This is a genomic window from Amycolatopsis keratiniphila (assembly GCF_000400635.2).
Taxonomy (GTDB): Bacteria; Actinomycetota; Actinomycetes; order Mycobacteriales; family Pseudonocardiaceae; genus Amycolatopsis; species Amycolatopsis keratiniphila.
Genome location: NC_021252.1, coordinates 8,240,275 through 8,262,126 on the forward strand (window position 1 = coordinate 8,240,275; position 21,852 = coordinate 8,262,126).

At 68.0% G+C, this 21,852-nt stretch carries 27 protein-coding genes; 18 read left to right on the forward strand and 9 right to left on the reverse strand.

Going from position 1 to position 21,852, the window contains the following annotated elements:
• Nucleotides 1–70: 70 nt before the first annotated feature.
• Nucleotides 71–700 carry an RNA polymerase sigma factor gene (locus tag AORI_RS78170; RefSeq protein WP_016337694.1) on the forward strand — a complete coding sequence of 210 codons (630 nt, stop codon included), beginning with the start codon at nt 71–73 and terminating at the stop codon, nt 698–700.
• 10 nt (nt 701–710) lie between these two features.
• Nucleotides 711–1,820, forward strand: coding sequence for a CU044_5270 family protein (locus AORI_RS78175; protein ID WP_123798677.1), 1,110 nt, complete (start codon nt 711–713; stop codon nt 1,818–1,820).
• On the opposite strand, the gene AORI_RS83595 is transcribed toward AORI_RS78175, so the two are convergent.
• From AORI_RS83595 to AORI_RS78190, 4 genes are all read right to left on the reverse strand, one after another.
• Complete coding sequence (locus AORI_RS83595; RefSeq protein ID WP_123798679.1) at nt 1,817–2,419, reverse strand: hypothetical protein; 603 nt, start codon at nt 2,417–2,419, stop codon at nt 1,817–1,819. The genes AORI_RS78175 and AORI_RS83595 overlap by 4 nt on opposite strands.
• Before the next feature lie 6 nt (nt 2,420–2,425).
• Nucleotides 2,426–2,659, reverse strand: a complete 234-nt coding sequence (locus tag AORI_RS78180) for a hypothetical protein (protein ID WP_043848427.1) — start codon at nt 2,657–2,659, stop codon at nt 2,426–2,428.
• 221 nt (nt 2,660–2,880) lie between these two features.
• Complete coding sequence (radA, locus tag AORI_RS78185) at nt 2,881–4,239, reverse strand: DNA repair protein RadA (protein ID WP_016337697.1); 1,359 nt, start codon at nt 4,237–4,239, stop codon at nt 2,881–2,883.
• A 111-nt stretch (nt 4,240–4,350) separates the two neighbouring features.
• The gene (locus tag AORI_RS78190) at nt 4,351–5,073 is read right to left on the reverse strand and encodes a copper chaperone PCu(A)C domain-containing protein (RefSeq protein WP_016337698.1); all 723 of its coding nucleotides are present in this window, start codon (nt 5,071–5,073) and stop codon (nt 4,351–4,353) included.
• A 297-nt stretch (nt 5,074–5,370) separates the two neighbouring features.
• Here AORI_RS78190 and AORI_RS78195 point away from each other — a divergent pair, with 297 nt between their 5' ends.
• The 11 genes from AORI_RS78195 to AORI_RS78245 all read left to right on the forward strand — a co-directional run bounded on the left by AORI_RS78195 (nt 5,371) and on the right by AORI_RS78245 (nt 13,456).
• Entirely contained in the window at nt 5,371–5,862 is a 492-nt protein-coding gene (locus AORI_RS78195) for a CarD family transcriptional regulator (protein WP_005165253.1), read from the forward strand.
• Between the two features lie 59 nt (nt 5,863–5,921).
• Nucleotides 5,922–6,569 (forward strand): IspD/TarI family cytidylyltransferase, encoded by a 648-nt coding sequence (locus AORI_RS78200; RefSeq protein WP_228688260.1) that lies wholly within the window; start codon nt 5,922–5,924, stop codon nt 6,567–6,569.
• A complete protein-coding gene (ispF, locus tag AORI_RS78205) occupies nt 6,566–7,036 on the forward strand; it encodes a 2-C-methyl-D-erythritol 2,4-cyclodiphosphate synthase (RefSeq protein WP_007028591.1) in 471 nt (156 codons plus the stop codon). Before AORI_RS78200 ends, ispF begins: the two co-directional genes overlap by 4 nt.
• Before the next feature lie 28 nt (nt 7,037–7,064).
• On the forward strand, nt 7,065–7,460 hold the full coding sequence (locus tag AORI_RS78210; protein WP_016337700.1) for a PPOX class F420-dependent oxidoreductase: 396 nt from the start codon (nt 7,065–7,067) through the stop codon (nt 7,458–7,460).
• Between the two features lie 14 nt (nt 7,461–7,474).
• Complete coding sequence (locus tag AORI_RS78215; RefSeq protein ID WP_016337701.1) at nt 7,475–7,870, forward strand: PPOX class F420-dependent oxidoreductase; 396 nt, start codon at nt 7,475–7,477, stop codon at nt 7,868–7,870.
• A 107-nt stretch (nt 7,871–7,977) separates the two neighbouring features.
• Nucleotides 7,978–8,664 carry an HAD family hydrolase gene (locus AORI_RS78220; RefSeq protein ID WP_043849217.1) on the forward strand — a complete coding sequence of 229 codons (687 nt, stop codon included), beginning with the start codon at nt 7,978–7,980 and terminating at the stop codon, nt 8,662–8,664.
• Nucleotides 8,665–8,710: 46 nt separating this feature from the next.
• On the forward strand, nt 8,711–10,102 hold the full coding sequence (cysS, locus tag AORI_RS78225) for a cysteine--tRNA ligase (protein ID WP_043848428.1): 1,392 nt from the start codon (nt 8,711–8,713) through the stop codon (nt 10,100–10,102).
• Between the two features lie 35 nt (nt 10,103–10,137).
• On the forward strand, nt 10,138–11,094 hold the full coding sequence (gene rlmB / locus AORI_RS78230) for a 23S rRNA (guanosine(2251)-2'-O)-methyltransferase RlmB (protein ID WP_016337704.1): 957 nt from the start codon (nt 10,138–10,140) through the stop codon (nt 11,092–11,094).
• An 85-nt stretch (nt 11,095–11,179) separates the two neighbouring features.
• Nucleotides 11,180–12,613, forward strand: coding sequence for an MBOAT family O-acyltransferase (locus AORI_RS78235; RefSeq protein WP_016337705.1), 1,434 nt, complete (start codon nt 11,180–11,182; stop codon nt 12,611–12,613).
• Nucleotides 12,614–12,625: 12 nt separating this feature from the next.
• On the forward strand, nt 12,626–12,970 hold the full coding sequence (locus AORI_RS78240) for a hypothetical protein (RefSeq protein WP_016337706.1): 345 nt from the start codon (nt 12,626–12,628) through the stop codon (nt 12,968–12,970).
• Between the two features lie 9 nt (nt 12,971–12,979).
• The gene (locus tag AORI_RS78245; protein ID WP_043848429.1) at nt 12,980–13,456 is read left to right on the forward strand and encodes an HIT family protein; all 477 of its coding nucleotides are present in this window, start codon (nt 12,980–12,982) and stop codon (nt 13,454–13,456) included.
• Here the strand turns inward: AORI_RS78245 and AORI_RS78250 are convergent.
• Nucleotides 13,384–14,103, reverse strand: coding sequence for an alpha/beta fold hydrolase (locus AORI_RS78250; RefSeq protein WP_016337707.1), 720 nt, complete (start codon nt 14,101–14,103; stop codon nt 13,384–13,386). The two genes, AORI_RS78245 and AORI_RS78250, sit on opposite strands and share 73 nt — an antisense overlap.
• A gap of 87 nt (nt 14,104–14,190) precedes the next feature.
• Here AORI_RS78250 and AORI_RS78255 point away from each other — a divergent pair, with 87 nt between their 5' ends.
• The 5 genes from AORI_RS78255 to AORI_RS78275 all read left to right on the forward strand — a co-directional run bounded on the left by AORI_RS78255 (nt 14,191) and on the right by AORI_RS78275 (nt 17,988).
• Complete coding sequence (locus AORI_RS78255; protein ID WP_016337708.1) at nt 14,191–14,751, forward strand: TetR/AcrR family transcriptional regulator; 561 nt, start codon at nt 14,191–14,193, stop codon at nt 14,749–14,751.
• Complete coding sequence (locus AORI_RS78260; protein ID WP_016337709.1) at nt 14,748–15,353, forward strand: transglutaminase-like domain-containing protein; 606 nt, start codon at nt 14,748–14,750, stop codon at nt 15,351–15,353. Before AORI_RS78255 ends, AORI_RS78260 begins: the two co-directional genes overlap by 4 nt.
• A 149-nt stretch (nt 15,354–15,502) precedes the next feature.
• On the forward strand, nt 15,503–16,549 hold the full coding sequence (locus AORI_RS78265) for a hypothetical protein (protein WP_228688429.1): 1,047 nt from the start codon (nt 15,503–15,505) through the stop codon (nt 16,547–16,549).
• A 40-nt stretch (nt 16,550–16,589) separates the two neighbouring features.
• Entirely contained in the window at nt 16,590–17,228 is a 639-nt protein-coding gene (locus tag AORI_RS78270) for a hypothetical protein (protein ID WP_016337711.1), read from the forward strand.
• 67 nt (nt 17,229–17,295) lie between these two features.
• Nucleotides 17,296–17,988, forward strand: coding sequence for an HD domain-containing protein (locus AORI_RS78275; RefSeq protein ID WP_016337712.1), 693 nt, complete (start codon nt 17,296–17,298; stop codon nt 17,986–17,988).
• Nucleotides 17,989–17,992: 4 nt separating this feature from the next.
• Here the strand turns inward: AORI_RS78275 and AORI_RS78280 are convergent, their stop codons facing one another.
• From AORI_RS78280 to AORI_RS78295, 4 genes are all read right to left on the reverse strand, one after another.
• Nucleotides 17,993–18,589 (reverse strand): hypothetical protein, encoded by a 597-nt coding sequence (locus AORI_RS78280; protein WP_016337713.1) that lies wholly within the window; start codon nt 18,587–18,589, stop codon nt 17,993–17,995.
• A 121-nt stretch (nt 18,590–18,710) separates the two neighbouring features.
• Nucleotides 18,711–19,361, reverse strand: coding sequence for a class II aldolase/adducin family protein (locus tag AORI_RS78285; protein ID WP_043849219.1), 651 nt, complete (start codon nt 19,359–19,361; stop codon nt 18,711–18,713).
• 2 nt (nt 19,362–19,363) lie between these two features.
• Nucleotides 19,364–20,812, reverse strand: coding sequence for an FGGY-family carbohydrate kinase (locus AORI_RS78290; protein WP_016337715.1), 1,449 nt, complete (start codon nt 20,810–20,812; stop codon nt 19,364–19,366).
• Nucleotides 20,809–21,843, reverse strand: coding sequence for a 2-hydroxyacid dehydrogenase (locus AORI_RS78295; protein ID WP_016337716.1), 1,035 nt, complete (start codon nt 21,841–21,843; stop codon nt 20,809–20,811). The genes AORI_RS78290 and AORI_RS78295 overlap by 4 nt, the downstream gene beginning before the upstream one ends.
• Nucleotides 21,844–21,852 lie beyond the last annotated feature (9 nt).

Sequence of the window (21,852 nt, forward strand, 5' to 3'; positions counted from 1 at the left end):
TTTCCCCGTTCGGCCCACGACGAAAGTAGGATCGGATGAACGCGGGGAGGGTCATCGGGCAATAGCGATCGTGCAGGTGATGAAAGACGATCACGAGCAGGCCGGCTCGTGTGGACCGGACAGGCCGGATCTGGGCGGCCCCGATCCCGCACCCGTCTTCGGCATGCTCTTCGACGCCCACGCGGCACCGCTGCAGCGCTATCTCGCGCGCCGCGTCGGCACGGAGACCGCGCACGACCTCGTCGCCGAAACGTTCCTCGTGGCGCTCCGGCGGCGCGAGACGTACCGCCCGGACGCCGGGACGGCGCGGGCGTGGCTCTACGGCATCGCGACGAACCTGCTGCGTCATCATGTCCGCACCGAGATGCGGGCCCTCAACGCGACGGCCCGGCTCGCGGCGGCCGACCGGGCGGTCTCGGCCGGGCACGACGGCCGGGTCGCCGAGCGGGTCGACGCGCAGTCCCGCGCGGCCCAGCTGGCGGGCGCACTGGCCGAGCTGAGCGTCGCGGACCGCGACACCCTGTTGCTGGTCTCGTGGGCGGGCCTGGATCCCGGTGAGGTCGCCGAGGCGCTGGGGATTCCCGCCGGGACGGTGAGATCACGGCTGCACCGGATCCGGAGATGGCTGCGCGCCAACGCACCGGAGTCCACAAAGGACGGATCGAGCGAACAGGAGGAGGGCGAAAGTGCACGGCGATAGCGTCAGGAAGGTGTGGTCGGAGGCCGAACTCGACGAGGCGCTGGCCTGCCTCCACGCCGAACCGCAAACCCGGCGGGACGAACTGTCCCGTGCCAGGGCGGCGCTCCTGCGCGCCGCCGGCGAGGTCGAGGACGAACTGCTCCCGACGCTAGCGCCCCCGGCGAGGAAACGACCCGGCGCGTGGCGATGGATCGCCGCCGCGGCCGCCGCCGCATTGGTGTCCGGCGGTGGGATCGTGGCGACGAACGCCTTGACCGGCGGCGACGGCCCGGCACCGGCGGACCATTCGGTCGTCGGCCCGAACGAAGACGCGCTCGAATCCCTCCACGGCGACGACTTCCCGCTCCGCGACGATCAGTACCGGCTCGTCACGGAATCCACCTGGACCACGCGCGTCACCAAGTCCGGGCTGGTCTACCAGACCCACGAGATCCTCGAACGCTGGCTGCCGGCGCATGGCTGGAAGCCGGTCAAGAGCCGGTTCACCGGCACCGGCGAGATCCGCTGGATCAAGGGCGACTACCACACGGCGAAGAGGAACGGGGAAGCATTGCCGGGCCCGTCGTCCTCGGTCAGCGTGAACGACGGGCCGCCGCCGACCACCACCACGACGTCGCCGCCACCACCTCCGGCCCTCCCGCCCCAGGACCGGCTGCCTTCGGAGAGCGGCTGGACACACCCCGCCACGGACTTCCTCAAGGAACTGCCCATCGACCCCGGGAAGATGGCCGACCGGCTCCGCCACGACGGCATCTGGCCGGACGGCCGTCCTGCGGAACAGCCGAACTCGGCGCCCGAGATGTTCGAGATGGCCTTCAACGTGCTCCGCTCGTCCCAGGGTTTCGGCGCGCAGCGGGTGGCCCTGTGCAAAGCGCTCGCGAGAATGCCCGGCATCGCCCTGGAGACCGTGACGACTCCTGACGGGCGGCCCGCGTTGTCGTTCTCGGTCACGATGTCCGACCGGACACGCACGTTCATCGTCGACCGGGCGACTGCGGCCGTCGTCGGGAGCCGCGCCGTCCGGTCGAACGACATACGGGAGGGCTGGCCGGGGCTGACCCTGTTCGACACGACGATCTCGGTGGTGATCACCGACGACGACGGCCCCGAGCCCAGCTAAGCGCCTTCCACTTGTTCATCCCCGGCACGGCGGTTACACCGGCCAGGCCGGTCATCAAGGCGGCCGCGGTGACCGTCACCTGCCATAACCACGATCCCGACCAGGTCACATCCCTCGTCCACCACGAATTCGACGGGACCGCAGGGGATCTTCTTCTTCGGCTTCGTTTCGGAGAACGAAATGTAGGTTCCGTTTCGCAGTCGCCAGGATTCGAGATTCCGGGCTTCTTGCACGACCGCCCGCCGTGGAATTCGACGTGACCCTGGCTCCCACATCGACACATCCACCTTGGGGCCGAAGGCAATTTTCGGAAGGTCTCCGACCGAAACAACCGGCAGGTCGTCGATATCACTCGCCGACTCATGGGTCGAGGCAACTGGACTTCTGAGCACCGAAAGGCCGACGATTTCCGCCGACATGGGATCTATCCTCAATTCGACATAGCCGCCGACGAAGCCCTTTTTTCGGTCTTCAATGCATAACCAGAGGCCGGATCCGGCAATCTTGCAAGGCACCCACGCCACCGTGAACGGCACGTTTTCGACACGGGAAACCACCGCATCCCTTGCTTCACCGAACGAAGCTACCTTGACCACCATTTGTCGTCAGTCCCCGGAAATCCAAACGTAACCCCTTCGCCGCTCCACCGAGTAGAAGAACTCGCGAATTCTGTTCACGTCGGAGCGCAGTTCCGGATGTCGCGCCAGCATGCCCGTCGATTCAGCGCTGATCCTGGCGAGCTGCGAGACGTTGAACATCGTGTCGGCGTAACTGTGCACGCCGTCCAGAAGTTCACCCGACGTCGCGACGTCGACAAGCCTCAGCAGAGACTCCGTCACCTCTCGCCCAGGGTCGCTTCGGCCATGCATTTGATCTTCGGAAAATACCTTCATCTCGGCACACCTCTTGAATTCAGCTGCTCCACGGCATATCACTTGGGAGCGTGTGCGCCGTACGAGCGGCCACAACGCGGCCGCGTTGTGGCGTCCGTCGCCGCCCATCCGCGTCGGCACGCGCTTGATCCGCCGCGGAGGCGACGGCGATCTGTCCACTCGTGCCCCTAACGAGCGTGTTTCGCGGCGTTGAGCGCGCTCGCGACGTCACCGACCTCCAATACCCGGATGCCCGGCGGGATCTTGCCGGAATCCGGCGGGACCAGCGCGTACGTGAAACCGAGCCGGGCGGCCTCCGCGAGCCGCCGCCCGACGCTCGGCACCCGCCGGACCTCACCCGAGAGCCCGACCTCGCCCATCGCGACGAGTTTGGGCGAGAGCGGGGTGTCCCGCGCCGACGACATCAGCGCCAGCACCACGGCGAGATCGATGCCGGGCTCGGTGATCTTCATGCCGCCGACCGTCGCGACGTAGACGTCCTTGTCGCCGACCTTGATGCCGGCCCGCTTCTCCACCACGGCCAGCACCATCGCGACACGTGCCGAATCGAGGCCGCTCACCGCGCGCCGCGGCTGCGGTGACTGGGTCGCCGACACCAGCGCCTGCACCTCGCCCAGCAGCGGCCGCTTGCCCTCCATGGTCACCGTGACCGCGGTGCCCGCGACCGGCTCCGCGGTGTGGCTCAGGAACAGCCCCGACGGGTCGGGCACGCCGACGATGCCCTCCTCGACCAGTTCGAAGCAGCCGATCTCGTCGGCCGCGCCGAAGCGGTTCTTGATGCCGCGCAGCATCCGCAGCGTCGAATGCTTGTCGCCCTCGAACTGCAGGACGACGTCGACGAGATGCTCCAGCACGCGCGGCCCGGCGACCGAACCGTCCTTCGTGACGTGGCCGACCAGCACGATGGGCAACCCGCGCTCCTTGGCCAGCGCGACCAGCCCGGAGGTGACCGCGCGGACCTGGGTGACCCCGCCCGGCGCGCCCTCCACCTGCGGGGAGGCCATGGTCTGGACCGAGTCGACGATCAGCACCCCCGGCTTCACCGCGTCGACGTGGCCGAGGATCGCGGAGAGATCGCTCTCGGCCGCGAGGAACATCTCGTCGTGGACGTTGCCGGTGCGCTCGGCACGCAGGCGCACCTGCCCGGCCGACTCCTCGCCCGTGACGTACAGCGCGCGGCCCGCGGTGGCCGCCCACTGGTAGGCGACCTCCAACAGGAGGGTCGACTTGCCGACACCGGGCTCCCCGGCGAGCAGGATGACCGCGCCCGGCACGAACCCGCCGCCGAGCACACGGTCCAACTCGGAGACCCCGGTCGGCTTCGCGCGCGCCGTCTCGACGTCGACCTCGCCGATCGGACGCGCGGGGGCGCTGGGCGCGCCGGCCGCGACCCTGGCTATCGCGGGGCGGGCGTCGCCGCGTTCTTCGAGCGTTCCCCACGCCTGACATTCGGGGCAGCGCCCGACCCACTTCGGCGCCTCGTACCCGCACTCACCGCAGCGGTAGGTGCTGCCTTTCTTGACCACCCCGCGAGGCTAGCGGCCACCACCGACAAACCCTGGGAGCGACAAGTACATGAAGGCCCCCTTCATTGCGTCTAGCGCAGTGAAGGGGGCCTTCATGTACTTACGAGAGAACTAGTGCCCGCCGCCCTTGGCTTCCTTCTCCGGCGCGGGCGCCCGGCTGCCCGGGTGCGACGGCGCCGCGACCGGCAGGTCCACGGTGATGGAGCCGGAGTTCTTGAAGACGAAGGTGACCTTGATGGTCTGGCCCGCCCACACCGGCTGCTTCAGCCCCTGCAGGACGATCGTGGCCTTGCCCACCTGGTCCGGCGCGTTGGTCTGCTCCGGGCCCGCGGACGGCGTGACCGTCCCGGCGGAGCTCGACGGGGCACCGGAAGACGACGGGGGCGCCCCCGACGAGGACGGCGCGCCCGAGGACGACGGCGGCGCGGAGGACGGGGCGGTCGTCGGCGCGACCTCCTTGGTCGACTCGACCGCGTCGGACGGGCCGATCACGAGCGCGTGGCTCGCGGCGACGACCTTGGAGCCGGTGATCTTGGCGTCACCGGTGGCGGCTTCGGAGGAGACCGAGACGAGCTCGTCGTCCAGCTTGCCCTGGTTCACGATGGTCAGGGTCAGCGGCGCGGCGGCACCGGCCGGGTACGCCTGCCCCTCGGTCGGGAACTGGAGCGCGGCGTTCCGCAGCACCAGCTCCTTCGCCTGCGCGTACGTCCCGTTGACCGCGGGCTGCTGCGAGTCGGTCTGGGTGATCTGACCTGCACCGCAGCCGGCGAGCACGAGCGCGGCGCCGAGCGCCAGCACACCTGCGCCGAACACGCGACGATTCTGCAGCCTCACGTCGGAGTCCTTCCATCTCACGGCCTCTTCACCGCGAAGACTAGCCGGGCGCCTTCGCGGACCAAGAACCCGGTGCGTGTTGGCACCCCACCAATGCGGTGACGTGCCCAAGATCAACCGTCCACAAAGGATTTGGAAATCGTTCGCTTCTCACCAGCGTGAGCATGGGCGAATTGGGTTTGTCAACCCCCGGGCGGACCACCGTCAGGCCGCTGACCTGCGACGACGATCGCGGGCCACTAGGTGGGCCTCGTCGGCACGTGCTAAGATGAATTCAGCGAAAGGGGCAGAGGACACATGGTTTTCAAGGTCGGAGAGACCGTCGTCTACCCGCACCACGGTGCCGCACTCATCGAAGCCATCGAGACCCGCGTGATCAAGGGCGAGGAGAAGAAGTACCTCGTCCTCAAAGTCGCGCAAGGGGATCTTACGGTTCGCGTGCCCGCGGACAACGCCGAGATCGTCGGCGTTCGCGATGTCGTCGGGCAAGAAGGACTGGACAAGGTTTTCGACGTTCTGCGTGCTCCGCACACCGAAGAGCCCACCAACTGGTCTCGTCGGTACAAGGCCAACCTCGAGAAGCTCGCCTCCGGCGATGTGAACAAGGTGGCCGAAGTGGTGCGCGACCTCTGGCGGCGAGAGAAGGACCGCGGACTTTCAGCCGGCGAGAAGCGCATGCTGGCGAAGGCGCGGCAAATTCTGGTCAGCGAGCTGGCGCTCGCGGAGGGCACCGACGAGGACAAGGCTGAAGTCCTCCTCGACGAAGTTCTGGAAACCGCGGCAGTCTGAACCGGCGGGTGTCCCACGCCAGGTGAGGCTGCGGGGGATACCTCTACGATCGCGCACATATGAGCACCGTCCATATGAGCACAATCGTGTTCGTCACTGTCGTTCGACACCATGCCTCCGACGCGGAGCTCGCTCTCGCGCCGGTCAATGGTGAGGCGTTACTCACGCACACTGTGCGGGGGCTGCTCGCTCTGCCGGATCTCGATCTGGTGGTCGTAGCGGCCCCCGAGCGGTGTGCTGATTTGTTTTCGGCCGCTTTGAGCGGCTTCGAGAAGCGTTGCCGGATAGTACCCGGCTCGTCGCTCAAGCATGCTTTCGACACCGTCGAAAAAGAGATCACCGGGAATCCGGTTTTCCTCGTGCACGACGCTCTGCGCGCTTTCACTCCTCTGGATACGGTCCGTGCCGTCGCGGACGCCGTCCGTGCCGGGTCTCCCTTCGTGGTTCCGGTACTGCCGATGGCGGACACCGTGAAGGTGACTGATGCGGCGAAAGTGATTACAGGGACCGAAGACCGCGCACACCTGCGTACGGCGCAAACCCCGCTCGGCTTCACCCGTGAGACTTTTCTCTCGTATGCCGCCAAGCCGTCTCTCGACGGCGCGCACACCGTCGCCGGACACCCGGATGCGATGCGCGTCACCAATTCGTTCGAACTGAAGCTGGCCGAGGCGATCGCTCGCGCTGGGAAAGAGGAAGTGCTGTGAGGATCGGGAACGGCGTCGACGTCCACCCCGTCGAGGCGGGCCGCGAATGCTGGATCGCCGGGCTCCTCTGGCCCGGTGTCGACGGTTGCGCGGGCCATTCCGACGGCGACGTCGCCGCGCACGCGCTGTGCGACGCGCTGCTGTCCGCGGCCGGGCTCGGTGATCTCGGCGCGGTGTTCGGCACCGGGGATCCGCGCTGGGCGGGCAAACACGGCGTCGAATTCCTCGCGGAGGCGCGGCGGCTGGTCGAGGCGGACGGCTGGACCGTCGGTAACGCGACCGTCCAGATCGTGGGCAACGCGCCGCGCGTCGGGAAACGCCGCGAAGAGGCGCAGAAGGTGTTGAGCGAGGCCGTCGGCGGGCCGGTGAGCGTCTCCGGGACGACGACCGACGGGCTCGGCCTCACCGGGCGCGGCGAGGGCATCGCGGCGTTCGCCACGGCACTGCTGCTGCCCTCGCAGGAATAGCCGCGGCCGGAAGCCGGTTCGGGCTGTCATGGCAGTCACACTTCCCGAACCGGTCCGAGCACTGGTGGACGGCAAGAACTTCGCGACCGTGGCCACGCTGGACGCCGACGGCGGCCCGCAGACCTCGATCGTCTGGGTGGGCCTCGACGACGGCGATCTGGTCTTCAGCGCCACCGAAGACCGGCTGAAGGTGCGAAACCTGCGCCGTGATCCGCGCGCGAGCGTTTCGATCACCGACGCGGAGAACCCGTACCGGCACACGCAGCTGCGCGGCACGGTGACGATCACCCCGGATCCCGGGAAGACGCTGCCGAAGACGCTCAGCCACAAGTACCTCGGCCAGGACCCGCCGCCGGAAGGCGACGAGGTCGAGCGGGTGATCGTCCGCCTGCGCGTCGAACGGATCGCCGGGAACGTGCGGTGATTAGGCTCTCGGGCATGGGTGTGACCTTCAACGACGCGACCAAGAAACTCCTCGACGGCAACAACTTCCCGATCCTCGCGACCATCAACGCCGACGGCTCCGCGCAGACGTCCGTGCTGTGGGCGAAGCGGGACGGCGACACGGTGGTCTTCGCGACCGTCCGCGGCCGTCTCAAGGAGCGGAACATGGCCAGGGACCCGCGGGTGTCCGTCTCGGTCTTCGACCAGGAGAACCCGTACGACTACGTCGAGATCCGCGGGACCGTGGAGATGACCGACGAGGGCGGGCGCGAGCTGATCAACGAGCTGTCGCACAAGTACCTCGGCAAGGACTACCCGGAGGAGCCGGCGGACGTCGTCCGCGTGCTGGTCCGGATCACGCCCACCAAGATCACCGGCAACGCGGCCTGACACGTGCCATGAAAGGTCCTTTCCTTGCAAAATTTGCAAGGAAAGGACCTTTCATCTCACACGCGAGGGGCGGCAGGAACCCCACGATCGTGGCTAATGTGGACCTCGTGACCTTTCGCGCTGTGTTGTTCGACTTCTCCGGCACGGTCTTCCGGCTCGAACAGGACGAGACCTGGCTCGCCGACCTCACCGACCACGAGGGCGAGAGCCTGGACCTCGAAGCCCAGACCGAACTGATGCGCCGGATGACCGCGCCGGTCGGCCAGGTCGTCGATCTCGACGAGGAGCACCTGCACGCCTGGAACCACCGCGACCGCGACCCGGTGCTGCACCGGAAGGTGTATCTCGAGGTCCTCAAGCAGTCCGGGGTGCCGCACGCCGACCAGGCCGTCGCGCTCTACACCCGGCTGATCGATCCCACCCAGTGGACGCCGTACCCGGACACCGAGGCCGTCCTCAAGGGAGTCTCGGGCAAGGGCGTGAAGCTCGGGGTGCTGAGCAACATCGCCTTCGACATCCGGCCCGCGTTCGGCCGCCGGGGCTGGGACGCCTACGTCGACGAGTTCATCCTGTCGTTCGAGGTCGGCGCGGTGAAGCCGGAGCCGGAGATCTTCCGCGCGGCCGTCGAGCGGCTCGGCGTCGAACCGGCGGAAACGCTCATGATCGGCGACAGCGAGGAAGCGGACGGCGCCGCGCGCGACATCGGCTGCGCGTTCGCGCTGGTAGAGCCGCTGCCGACGACGGAACGGCCGGACGCCCTGCTCAACGCGCTGCGCACCCATAACGTGCTGTAATACGGTCACTGCGACACCGCTCACGCCGACCCCGTACCCTTTTAGGGTGGCACTACACCTCTATGACACGGCGACCCGGAGCGTGCGGGAGTTCCATCCCGCCCGTAGCGGAACGGCGTCCATGTACGTGTGTGGTGCCACCGTGCAGGGCATCCCGCATATCGGCCACGTCCGCGGCGCGCTGAACTACGACGTCCTGCGTCGCTGGCTCGTCCACAGTGGACTCGACGTGCTGATGGTCCGCAACGTCACCGACATCGACGACAAGATCCTCACCAAGGCCGCCGCGGCGGATCGTCCCTGGTGGGAGTGGGCGGCCACGCACGAGCGCGCCTTCGAGTCGGCGTACGAGGCGCTGGGCTGCTTGCCCCCTTCGATCGCTCCTCGGGCGACCGGGCACGTCACGCAGATGGTCGAGCTGATGCAGCGGCTGATCGACGGCGGGCACGCCTACGCCTCGGGCGGCGACGTGTACTTCTCGGTCAAGGCGTTCGACGGCTACGGCGACCTCTCCGGCCAGAAGCTCGACGAGGTCCAGCAGGGCGAGAGCCTCGGCGAGGGCAAGCGCGACCCGCGCGACTTCACGCTGTGGAAGAGCGCGAAGCCGGGCGAGCCGTCGTGGCCGACGCCGTGGGGTTCCGGCCGCCCCGGCTGGCACCTCGAATGCTCGGCGATGGCGACGACGTACCTCGGCGCCGAGTTCGACATCCACGGCGGCGGCGTCGACCTGGTGTTCCCGCACCACGAGAACGAGCGCGCCCAGTCGAACGCCGCGGGTGACCCGTTCGCGCGGTTCTGGCTGCACAACGCCTGGGTGACCATGTCCGGCGAGAAGATGTCGAAGTCGCTGGGCAACACGGTCTCGATCCCGGAGATGCTGAAGAACTACCGGGCGCCCGAACTGCGGTATTACCTGGTCCAGCCGCATTACCGGTCGACGATCGAGTACTCCGACGGAGCGCTCACGGAAGCCGCGCAGGGCTACCGGCGGATCGAGCAGTTCCTCCGCCGGACCGCGAGCAGCGCCGGCTCCGTGCCCCTCGGCGAGATCCAGGCCGGGTTCGCCGCCGCTCTCGACGACGACCTGGCGACCCCGCAGGCGTTCGCCGTGCTGCACAACACGGTCCGGGACGGTAACGCGGCCCTCGACGCGGCCGACAATTCCAAGGCACTCGAAATCGCCGCCTCCGTGCGAGCGATGACCGACGTGCTCGGCCTCGACCCGCTCTCCGCGCGCTGGTCCGAGGCGGGCGGCAATGAGACGCCCACCCGGCAGGCACTGTCCGATCTCGTGGAAGGGCTGCTGACCGAACGGCAGCAGGCCCGCGCCGACAAGGACTTCGCCCGTGCGGACGCCGCGCGTGACCGCCTCCAGCAGGCGGGCATCGTGGTGGAGGACACGCCGAACGGTCCACAGTGGACCGTCAAGGACGTCTGACACTTACTCGGTTTCTAGCTCAAGGATTCTCACTGATGGCAGGCAACTCCCGGCGCCAGGGCGCTATTCGCAAGCCCGGCACGAAGAAGGGTCAGGTCGTCGGCTCCGGCGGCCAGCGCCGGAAGGGCCTCGAAGGCAAGGGCCCGACCCCCAAGGCCGAGGACCGGCCCGGCCACAAGGCGTACCGGATGGCCAACGCGCGTGACCGCAAGGACCAGGCGCGGCAGAAGAAGGCCGACAAGCCGGAACTGATCGCCGGCCGCAACCCGGTGGTCGAGGCGCTGCGTGCCGACGTGCCCGCGACCGCGCTCTACGTGGCGATCAACATCGACATCGACGACCGCGTGAACGAGGCCGTCCGGCTCGCCGGTGACAAGGGCATCTCGATCCTGGAGATCCCGCGCGAGGAGCTGGACCGCAAGACCAACCGGGCCATGCACCAGGGCCTCGGCCTGCAGGTTCCGCCGTTCCAGTACGCCGACCCGCGCGACCTGATGGCCGTCGCGAAGGACTCCGGGCAGACCCCGCTGTTCGTCGCGCTCGACGGTGTCACCGACCCGCGCAACCTCGGCGCGGTGATCCGCTCTGCCGCCGCGTTCGGCGCGCAGGGGGTGCTCCTGCCGGAGCGGCGCAGCGCGGGCATGACCGCGGTCGCGTGGCGGACCTCCGCCGGCACCGCGGCCAAGCTGCCGATCGCCGTCGCCACCAACCTGACCCGTCAGCTCAAGGCGTGGAAGGACGAGGGCCTGATGGTCGTCGGCCTCGACGCGGACGGCTCGGTCGACATCGACGAACTGGACCTCGCGGCGGACCCGCTGGTCATCGTGCTCGGCTCGGAGGGCCGCGGCCTGTCCCGGCTGGTGCGCGAGACCTGCGACGCGACCGTGTCGATCCCGATGGCGGCCGGTGTCGAATCGCTCAACGCGTCGGTCGCGGCCGGGGTGCTGCTGGCCGAGGTGGCACGCCGCCGGCGGCTCGCGGGACGTGTCTGACCCCGCACTTCGTCACACGGTGCGGGGTGCTCAGGCTAAGGTCACCAGCGGATAACGCGTAAACCGCCTGGGGGACCCCGCACCGATGTCGTTCATTTCACCGCTGTTCCTGTGGTACTTCATGCCGGCGGTCCTGCTCGCCGTGCTGGTGTGCCCGCGCGGCTGGCGGAACGGCATCGTCGCGGTCGGCAGCCTGATCTTCTACGCCACCGGCGCCGGGCCGTACACACTCGTGCTGCTCGGCTGCATGGTGGTCAACTTCCTCGCCGGGCCCGCGCTGGAGCCGAACGCGTGGGACCTGCAGAACAAACGGCGCAAACGGCTGCTGCTCGGCGTCATCGGCCTCAACGTCGGCATGCTGCTGATCTGGAAGTACGCGGGGTTCGCGACCCAGCAGATCGCGGCCGTGACGCACTGGTTCGGCGGCGGCTTCCCGGTGGCCGACCTGGTCATCCCGATCGGCATCTCGTTCTACACGTTCCACCACATCTCGTACGTGGTGGACATCTACCGCGGTGAACGCCGCGCGCTGCGCGACCCGGTGTCGTTCGCCGCGTACATCGCGATGTTCCCGCAACTGGTGGCGGGGCCGATCGTGCGGTACCGCGAGATCGCCGACCAGCTGCCGCAGCGGCGGTCGCACCGCCTCGACGACATCGCCGCCGGTTTCCCGCGGTTCGCGCTGGGGCTGTGCAAGAAGACGATCATCGCGGACTCGCTCAGCCCGATGGTGGACGCCTGCTTCAACACGCCACCGGACCAGATGACCTTCGCGATCGCCTGGCTCGGCGCGATCGGGTACACGCTGCAGCTGTTCTTCGACTTCTCCGGGTACTCCGACATGGCGATCGGGCTCGGCCGCATGCTCGGCTTCCGGCTGCCGGAGAACTTCGCGAGACCGTACTCGTCGGTGACCATCACCGAATTCTGGCGACGCTGGCACATGTCGCTGTCCCGCTGGTTCCGCGACTACGTCTACATCCCGCTGGGCGGCAACCGCACCGGCGCCGGGCACACCTACCGGAACCTGTGCATCGTGTTCGTGCTGACCGGGTTCTGGCACGGCGCGCAGTGGACGTTCCTGATCTGGGGCATCTACCACGGCGCGCTGCTGATCGTGGAACGCGCCTTCGGCTACGACGTCACCCCGAAGTCGCAGGCCGCCCGCATCGGCCGCCGCGCGCTGACGCTCGTGCTCGTCGTCTTCGGCTGGGTTTTCTTCCGCGCCAAGGATCTGCCGCACGCGCTCGGCATGATCGGGCACATGGTGCTGCCGGACTTCACCGGGCTCACCGACGTCGTCGAGAGCGCGGTGACCAACCAGCGGCTGGTCATCCTGCTGTGCGCGCTGGCGATCGTGTTCCTGCCCGCGCATCCGGTGACCGGGCCGCTGCTGGAATCCTCGCGGAGCCGCCCGGCCACGGCGCTGCGGATCGGCGTGATGACCGTCGGGCTGGTGTACGCGGCCATCCTGATCGCGACCGGGACGTTCAGCCCGTTCCTCTACTACCAGTTCTGAGGGAGCCTGAGAATGACCAACCTGGCGGCTCAGCCCGGAGTGATCCCGTACGTGGACAACCACGACGGCCCGCGACGGCTGCTCACGGTCGACATGCGCCCCTTTCCCAGCATGAGGCTGACTTATGTGCCGTTCGCGAGCATCGACGGCAGGCAGTACGTGGTCTCGTGGGGGTCGGTCATGTTCGAGATCCCCGCCGACCGGAACGTGCACGTCAGCGTTCACATGCAGACCAACTACGGGGCCGGGTCCAGTGCGACCCCGTTCGCCTCGATCGTCTTGGCGCCGCATCACGAGCCGGTCCGGCTGGCCACCCAGCTCACCAGCCAGGGTGGTTCGATCCTCCCGGTCGGCTAACTTGGGCACATGACCGGCTGGAAACGGGACCGCATCGGTTCGGCGCTGCGTGGCGAGAATCCGACCGTGCTGCGACGCCTGGACGCGGGCTTCGCGGTGATCGGAGATACGCAGTTCCTCCCGGGCTACTGTGTCCTGCTGACCGATTCCCCCGCCGTCGGCAGGCTGAGCGATCTGCCGCGGCCGCGGCGCCTGGAGTTCCTCGCGGACATGGAGTTGCTCGGCGAGGCGGTCGAAAACGTCTGCGCGCGAAGGGATCCGGGCTTCCGCCGGGTGAATCTGGAAATCCTCGGCAACACGGATCCGTTCCTGCACGCGCATGTCTGGCCACGTTACGACTGGGAACCTGCCGACGTGGTCGGACGGCCGGTCTGGCTGTATCCGATGGAGAACTGGGCCGCGTCGCTCGGGCCTCAGCACGACCCGCTGCGCTCCGAACTGACCGGCGAGATCGACAGGCTGCGGGCCGCGTCGAGCACCAGCTGAGCGAACTCCTTCCCCCGCACCATCGGCAGGTAGTGGCCCGCCTTCGGGACGTTGATCAGCCTGCCGTCGGCGCAAGCTTCGAGAAAGCGGCGTTCATGGCGCCTGAAGTGGTCGCGTGAGCCGTTGACGAGCCAGGTGGGGCCCGGATAAGCCGTCAGGGCCGAAAGCACGTCGAAGTCCGCGAAGGCCTTGGCGACGTCCGGGATGACTTCGGTCGCGATGCCGCCGCCGATCACCGCTTCGGCGAGTTTCGGCGGAAGGGCACTTCGGAACTGCCATCGGCTCAGCCGTTCGCCTTGGTCCGGCAGCCGCGTGAGCAAGCGGTGCGCCACGCGGAACGGCGTCTCCAATGCCTTGCCGGGCAAGAAGGTCGAGCCCGCGACGACGAGGCCCGCCACGCGCTCCGGATACTGTGCGGCCGCGGCGATGGCGACGTAGCCCCCGAGCGAATGCCCGACGACCAGCGCGGGTTCGCCGATCGCTTCGGCGACCGCGTCCGCCGCCGCGGCCAGGGTGAACCGCTCTCCCCGGCGGGTGCCGTGGCCTGGGAGATCGATGGCCTTCGCGGGATGGCCGAGCAGTTCGAGTTGCCCGGACCAGGCGGCACCGCTGAGCCGGATGCCGTGGACGAAGACGACGGGGACCATGGACTACCTCCTGAATGCAACGCACCGTTGCGTTGCAAAGTACGCGGGCTCATCCTGCAACGCAACGGTGCGTTGTATTCTCGGGCGGTGACCACTCGGAACGGCCCGCGCAAGGCGGAGGCGATCTTCGCCGCCACCCTCGAACTTCTGGCGGAGCACGGCTACGACAAGCTCGCCATCGAGGCCGTCGCCGCCCGGTCCGGCGTCAACAAGACGACGCTGTACCGCTGGTGGCCGTCGAAGGACGCGCTGCTTGCCGCCGCACTGCGCGATTCGGGCCTGTTCGCCGTCGACGTCCCGGACACCGGCGGCCTCCGCGGCGATCTTCTTGCTGTGGCAACGCAAATCCACCGGTTGCTGACCTCGGAGCGCACCGCTCCGGTCGTCACGGCGGCGCTGACCGCCGGCCCCCGGCGCCCGGAACTCGGTGACGTGGCAAGGAGTTTCTTCGCCGATCGCATGGCACGCGAACAGCCGATCTTCGACCGCGCCACCGCACGAGGCGAACTGCGCGCCGGAGTCGATCCGGTTCTGGTGATGGATCTGCTGGCAGGGGCGATCTGGTTCCGATTGCTGCTGCGCGGCGGCGAAGCCGCTCCGAAATTCCTCGAAGAAGTCGTCGACACAGTACTGGGTGGTGCCGCGTGAAAATCACGTTGAAGATCGAATCCGAGCGGCTGGAAGATTATCTCGCCGCCGACACGATCGTCGATCACGATCATCCGCTGATCCGCGAAACGGCTGACAGTCTGTCACCGGCCGGCGGCACCGAGGTCGACGTGATTCGTTCGATGTTTCACTTCGTGCGCGACGACATCGCCCATACGGTGGACGCCGCCGATTCCCGCGTCACCCTTATGGCCTCCGAGGTTTTGCGCGAGCGGGTCGGGCTCTGCTACGCGAAGGCCCACCTGCTGGCCGCTTTGCTTCGCAGCCAAGGCATCCCGGCCGGGTTCTGTTATCAGCGGATCGGCGTCCTGCACGGACTCAATGCCGTCTACCTCAGTGGTCCGGACCGCTGGATCCGGCTGGACCCGAGAGGCAACAAGAACGGCGCGGACGCGCACTTTCCTTTCATACGAGGGAGTCAGCCGGAAGAGGAGCGGCTCGCCTGGACACTGGACCCGTCGAAGGGCGAGATCGACTTCCCCACGGTGTACACCACACCGTCTTCGGCCGTCGTCGAAACCTTGTCGTCGGCGAAGCCCGGTCCCGAGTGGTACGAAGGAATCCTTCCGCACGCTCCGTGAGTGGTTTTTCCGCGATCCGGCGAAACCTCCGATGCGAAACCGGCATCGCCGAGCGTCACATTCGTTGTTGGTCCCTTTCCCCCGATTTTCTTATTTCGACATTGTCACGATGCGCGTAGAGTAACTCCCCGCACTCGAACAGATACGCACTGCGTTCGTCCGTTCGGGTGCTGATCAAGGAGGTGACCCTCGTGCCCGCGGAAGCCGACCGGCTCCGCCGTACCCCGTTGCAAGAGATCTTCTGGACCAGGACGAGTCTGCTGCTCACCGTACTGGTCGTCGTCGCGGGCCTCAGCCTGTGGATCTCCAGCATGATGGATCCCGGCGCCGGCAAGACACTGCTCACTTCACTGGGCACCGGCACCCTGATCTCCGCGGTGGTCGGCTTCGGCCAGACCCTGATCACCGCCACCGCGTCACAGCGCGCGATGGTGACCCCGGTGATCGAGGAAAGCCGACGAGCGCTGGAAGCGCTCAGCGCCGAATACCGTTCGCTCAACAAGGAATTCTTCCCCACCCACGTCTTCGAGGCGACCACCGATCCGGATCCGTTGTTCAACCGGGTCATGACCGAAGACCTCGACGTGACCAGGCACTACTTCTTCCGCGGGTTCTCCGGCAGGCATGCCGCGGCCCGTTTGCTGTTGTCCCGCACCGAAAGGGAGCTCCGCGTGGTCATCGCCGACCCACGCGACGAGGGCGCGATCGGTGGCCGGGCACGCTATCTCCTGCGCAGCGAAGAAGCGGGCGTGGACTACGAGACGATCCGGTCGCGGCTCAACGACGAGATCAGCATCGGCCTGGTCGGGCTGTTCCTGGCGCGCAGCCGGTGCTCGCTGGTGGACATCACCGTCGTCGCCGACCCGCCCTTGGACCGGCTCGAAGTGTTCGACGAGAGCGTTTGGGTGACCTTGTACAGCGACATCCGCGGCGCGACCACGTTGTACCCGCGAACACTGCGCTTCAGCGAAGGTTCCTTCCTGTACAACAAGGAACGCTCCGAGTTCCTGCGCGTGTCCCAATCCCGGTCCGGACGGCACTTCCGCATCTCCACCACGACGACCCGGGCGGATTTCCTCGCCCTGTACGAAAAGATCACCGGCTCTCCCCTGTCCGAAGAGAACTTCCTCGAACTGGAAGGGAAATTCCATTCCTTTCGGAAGGAGTTCACCACACTCGCCGAGTTGAACCCCTGACCTCTCGGCGTCGCAGAGCACTAGATTTGAGGAGCTGAAGTTGCTCACTCGCTTGTCCCCCCTCACCCAGCTCTCCGCGCTGCTCCGGACCACGGACCTGCCACTGGCGCAGCACTGGCGGATCGTCGACGGCATCTTCCGCGACTGGACGTCGAGACCAGAGTTGCGCGACGACCTCCGACGGCATCTGGATTCGCTGAGCCCGGACGAGGCGAGCGCGGTACTCGAGCGGTCCCGGGAGACCACCACCCATTTCGCCTGGTGCCTGCTCGATTGCCCGACGGACCCCTTTTCGGTCTGGCTGCACGAGTACAAGGCGCCGGAGGACTGGCGTGAGGGGTACGCCGATTCCGTGCACAATCACAGGTATCACTTCTGCACCACGATCCTCCGTGGCAACTACGTCCACGAGCGCTATTCGACCTTGCGCGACCAGCTTTCCGGATTGATCACATCGGTTCGGTTACGACGTAGCACGCTGTGTCAGACCGGGTCGGTAGGCGTCATGTACGCGGACGAGTTCCATCGGATCCCCGAGGCTACCGAAGGGACTATGACGTTTTTGGTGAAATCACGCCCCGTGAGCGAGTTCAGTCTTTCCTTTGACCCGAAGACCGGGACAGGGCATCGTCACGTTCCGGTTGAGGTCCGATTGGGGGATCTCGCCGGACGCATCTAACTACACACCGCCGTCGCAGGCGCTTACCATTACTCCACCCGTCTCCTGAACGGGATCGGAGAGGTGTATGCGCGCGCGAAAGAGCACGATTCCTTCCCAAACCATTGACGCCGTCGAGCAGCACGTCCGGCGACTGTGCTGGCGTTATGCGGACAAACTGCAGTTCCACGGCTGGCACCACGTGAGTTTCGTCCGGGCCAAGGCCGCGGGGTTCGCCGACCACAACGGCGCGGATCGCACCGTCGTCGAGGTGGCGGCGCTGGTGCACGATGTGAACTACATCGTGCTCCGCAACTCCCCCGCGGCCGCCGGACGCGACCTCCGAATGGACATCCTGCGGGAATGCGGGGTCGAGGAGGACGTGGGCCGGTGGGTCGACGACATCATCGATGAAGCCGAAATGGCCACCAGAGGCCGCCACATCTCGCTCGAGGCTCAGGCGTTGAGCGACGCTGACACACTGTTCAAGGCGCTGCCGGTGACGCCCGTCGTCCTCGCCCACCGCTATCTGCGGGAGAACGGGCTGAGCCTGCGCGAACTGGCGCACAAGATCGTCGGCGAACAACGCGACGTCCACGACAGCGGCTATTACTTCTACAACCCGAAAGCGGCGGAGAACTACTCCCGCTGGGCGTTGGCGAATCTCCAGTTGTGGCAGTGCATCAAGGAAGCCGTCGACGATCCGACGGTCGTCGAACTTCTCGACGCGGTGCACGCCGTGGACGCCACGGACTTCGAAGTCGAGCCCGCGGCGTCCTAGGACGTCAGTGAACGTGCCGGCGCCTCCGCCAGTACGCGAAGGTGACCGCTGCCAGCAACGGCCCCCACAGCAGGAGCGGCGCGTAGGCGAGTTCGAAGAAGGCGAGTTGCCAGCCGTGCATCGCGTTCGAGGGGTAGTCGGCCGGGAGCGGGTCGCCTTGGATGGTGAGCCCGGACATCCCGGTGACGAAGGCGGTGGTCCACAGCACGGTCAGGACCGTGGCGCCGAGTGCGGCGGGCAGGATCGCGGCGAGGGGCCGCACTCGGCGTCCGCCCAGCAACGGGATCCAGCGAGGGACGACCTCGCCCCAGGCGGCGATCAGCCCGATGGCGGTGAAGGCCAGCAGTTCGGAGAAGACGGACAGGCCGACGATGTACACCGGCCCCGGCAACCACGACGGGAGCTGGCCCGCGCCATGCGTGGCGTCGTCGCCGATGTGGAAGACGACGGTCATGATCCGCCACAAGCCGGAGGGCAGCACGACGAAGGGGATGGCGTAGGCGGCGATCCGGGCCCACCGGGGTACTCCCGGCACCGGGGCGTGCGCGTTGTGCCAGGCGGCGCGCAGCCGCCCGGGCGCCGTGGGCTGGTGGACAGTCATGCGTGCTCCTCGGACCATCGGATGCCGATCAGGTGATCGGTTCCCACGATCACAGCCGCCGCTGCCCGCCGGCGTCCCTCGCCGGTTTGAACCCGGTCCGTCGCTTGGGGGAAGGCGCGGCCTAGCGCTGCCCGTAGCCGCGAAGTTTCTCCACGACGTGCTCGATCTCGTCGGCTGGGAGCAGGTTCGGCGTTCCGGCAGCGCGCGCCGTCAGCCACACCTGGCAGACCCACTCGAGCTGTTGCGCCCGGCTGTACGCGGAGCCGAGGCTGTCGCCGAAGGTGGTGGTGCCGTGGTTCGCCAGCAGGCAGCCCCGGCGGCCGTCCAGCGCCTCCAACATGGCTTTGGCGAGCTCTTCGGTGCCGTACGTCGCGTAGGGCGCCACACGGGCCGTCGGGCCGATCGCGGCGAGCATGTAGTGGATCGGCGGCACCTCGGTGACCAGGGTGGAGACCGCCGTGGCGTGCACGGAATGCGTGTGCACCACGGCGGAGATGGGCTTGCCGTCCGGATCCTCCGCCTGCCGGTACACGGTGAGGTGCATCGGGAGTTCGCTGGTCGGTTTGAGCGTGCCTTCGACGATTTCGCCGTCCAGGCCGACCACCGGGATGTCTTCCGGCCGCAGCCCGGCGTAGTCGACGCCGGTCGGGGTCACCGCGACCAGCTCGCCCTGCCTCGCGGAGACGTTGCCGGAAGTGCCGACCACGAGCCCGTCCGCGGTCATCCGGCGGGCGAACTCACAGACCGCCAAGCGTTCTTTGGCCAGGATCACCGTCACAACCTCCAAAGTCCGCGGGCCGCGGCCAGTGAGGCCTGATAGTCGGCATAGCCCTGCTCGTAGAACCCTACGTTCCCGGGCCGGACCTCGACGACGCGCGCGCTCTCCGCCCAGAGTTCCTGGTCGACCGGTTCGCCGAGGGCGTCCGCCGCGACGATCACCGCGCCCCGCGCGCCGACCCCGGGATCGCCGGGGATCACGATGGGCCGTCCGAGAACGTCGGCGAAGATCCGGGTCCATTCGAGCGACCGGACCCCGCCGCCGCAGGCGTACAACGTGCCGGTGAGCCCGGCCGCCTCGAAGCAATGCTTTGCCGCGTAAGCGATCGACTCGCACAGCGCCCGGACGATGTCACCACGCTCGCTCTCCAGGCTCAGCCCGGAGAACTGGGCCCTCGCCGAAGCGTCGACGAACGGCGCCCGCTCACCGGACGCGGAGAGGAACGGAAGCGCGCGGACCCCACCCGCGCCGGGCCCGCTCGCGTCGAGCAACGAGCCGATCTCCTCGACCTCGATTCCGAACAGGCGGCACATCCAGTCGATCCCCGCCGTGCCGACCATCGCCGGCATCGCCCGCAGGAACTCACCTTCTTCCGGCGTGCAGAGGAACATGCCCGCGGGCTCACCTTCCGGATCGAACTCCGCAGAGTCCGTCAGGACCTGGCAGGCGAGGGTGGTGCCGGCGGTGAGGATGCCGTCACCCGGCCGTCGTACACCGGCGCCGATGGCGCTCGCAGGCAGGTCGAACGGCCCCGCGGTGACGGGCAGCCCGACCGGGAGACCGAGCAGCCTGGCTCCGCGTTCGTCCAAGCGGAACACGGTCTTCGGCGCCGCCGGCTCCGCGAACAGGCTCCGGCGATGGGAGAGCCCGACTGCCGCGATGGCGTCTTCGTCGTATCGCCGGGTGGCCGGGTCGAGGAAGGGCAATGAGGCATCCGACGCGTCGACCGTGATCTCGCCGGTCAGCCGCTGGAGTACCGCGTCGACGCAGTAGCCCGCCACCGCCGCCCTGTCCAGCGACTCCGGTTCATGAGTGTCCAAAAAGGACATGATCGCCGCGGCGCAACCGGGGAACATCCCCGACGCGGTACGGCGGAACACCTCCCTGGTCACTCCGCTCGCCTGCCATTGGGCGAGCAACGAGTTCGCCCGGCCGTCGAGCCAGGAAATCGCCGGGCGCACGGCCTCGCCGGATTCGTCGCGCAGCCACAGCCCGTCGCCCTGACCGGTGAGGGCCAGTGCGGTGACCGGACCGTCGAGCCCTGCGGCGACCTCGCGCACCACCGTCGCCACGGTCCCCAGCACCTGGTCGAGGTCTTGTTCGACCAACCCGCCCGGCAGGTGATGCACCTCGGAGGTGGTGCACGCGCTCGCCACGGACATCCCGGCCTTGTCGAAGACGACCGCCTTAGTCAGTGACGTGCCGATGTCGACGCCGATGATCATGGCCGCAGGACCTCGGGGTTCGCCAGATTCGCGAGGGCCTCCCCGCGGGAGTACCGGCCGACTTCGGCGGCGACGATACTCGCCGCCCGCTTTGCCGTCTGCCTGCTGGCCCCGGCGAGATGCGGCGTCGCGATCACGTTCGGCGCGTCCCGCAACGCCCAGTCCGCAGGCGGGGGCTCGACGTCGTATACGTCGAGCGCGAGCGCGCCGAGCCGTCCCGAGCGCAGGGCTTCCGGCAGCGGCGAGTAGTCCAGCAAACCGCCGCGCGCGGTGTTGACCAGAACGGCGCCTTCCGGCAGCAACGCGAGCTTGGCGGCGTCGATCAGGTGCCGGGTCTCCTCGGTGAGGCGGGCGTGCAGGCTCACCACGAAACTGCGGCGCAGCAGGTCGTCCAGTTCGACGAGCTCCGCCCCGTCGGCGCTGATCCGGGCCGGGTCGGCGAACGGATCCGAGACCAGCACCTTCGCGCCGAACGCGACGAGCACCTTGGCCACCCGCGCACCGATCGCGCCGTACCCGACCAGGCCGACGGTGGTCCCGTCGAGTTCGAGACCGGCCTGGTCGTAGGCGTAGTAGTCGCCGCGCCAGGTGCCGCCCAGCAATTCGGCCGAGGACGTCGGGATCCGGCGCATCGCGGCCAGGATCATCCCCACCGCGAATTCGGCGGCGGCACCGGCGTTGCGGCCCGGCGCGTACGTCACCGCGACACCCGCTTCGGTGGCCGCCGCGAGGTCGACGTTGACCGGGCCGCCCCGGCACACCGACACGAGTTTGAGCCCCGGCGCGGCCGCGAACACCTGCTTGGTGAAGGGCGCCATCTGGGTCACCGCGACCTCGACCCCCGCCAGGGCCTCGATCACCTGCTCCTCGGTGCCGCTGGCCTCGTGCACGTTCGCGACCGGGCCGAACGGCTCCACCGGCCACGGCAGGGTCAGTTCGGAGAATTCGTGCCCGGCGCCGATCTCGGCACGGACGGCGCCGGCCAGCAGGCCGGTGCCGACGAAATGGTCTCCCGCAGCGAGTATCCGCAACTCTGCGTC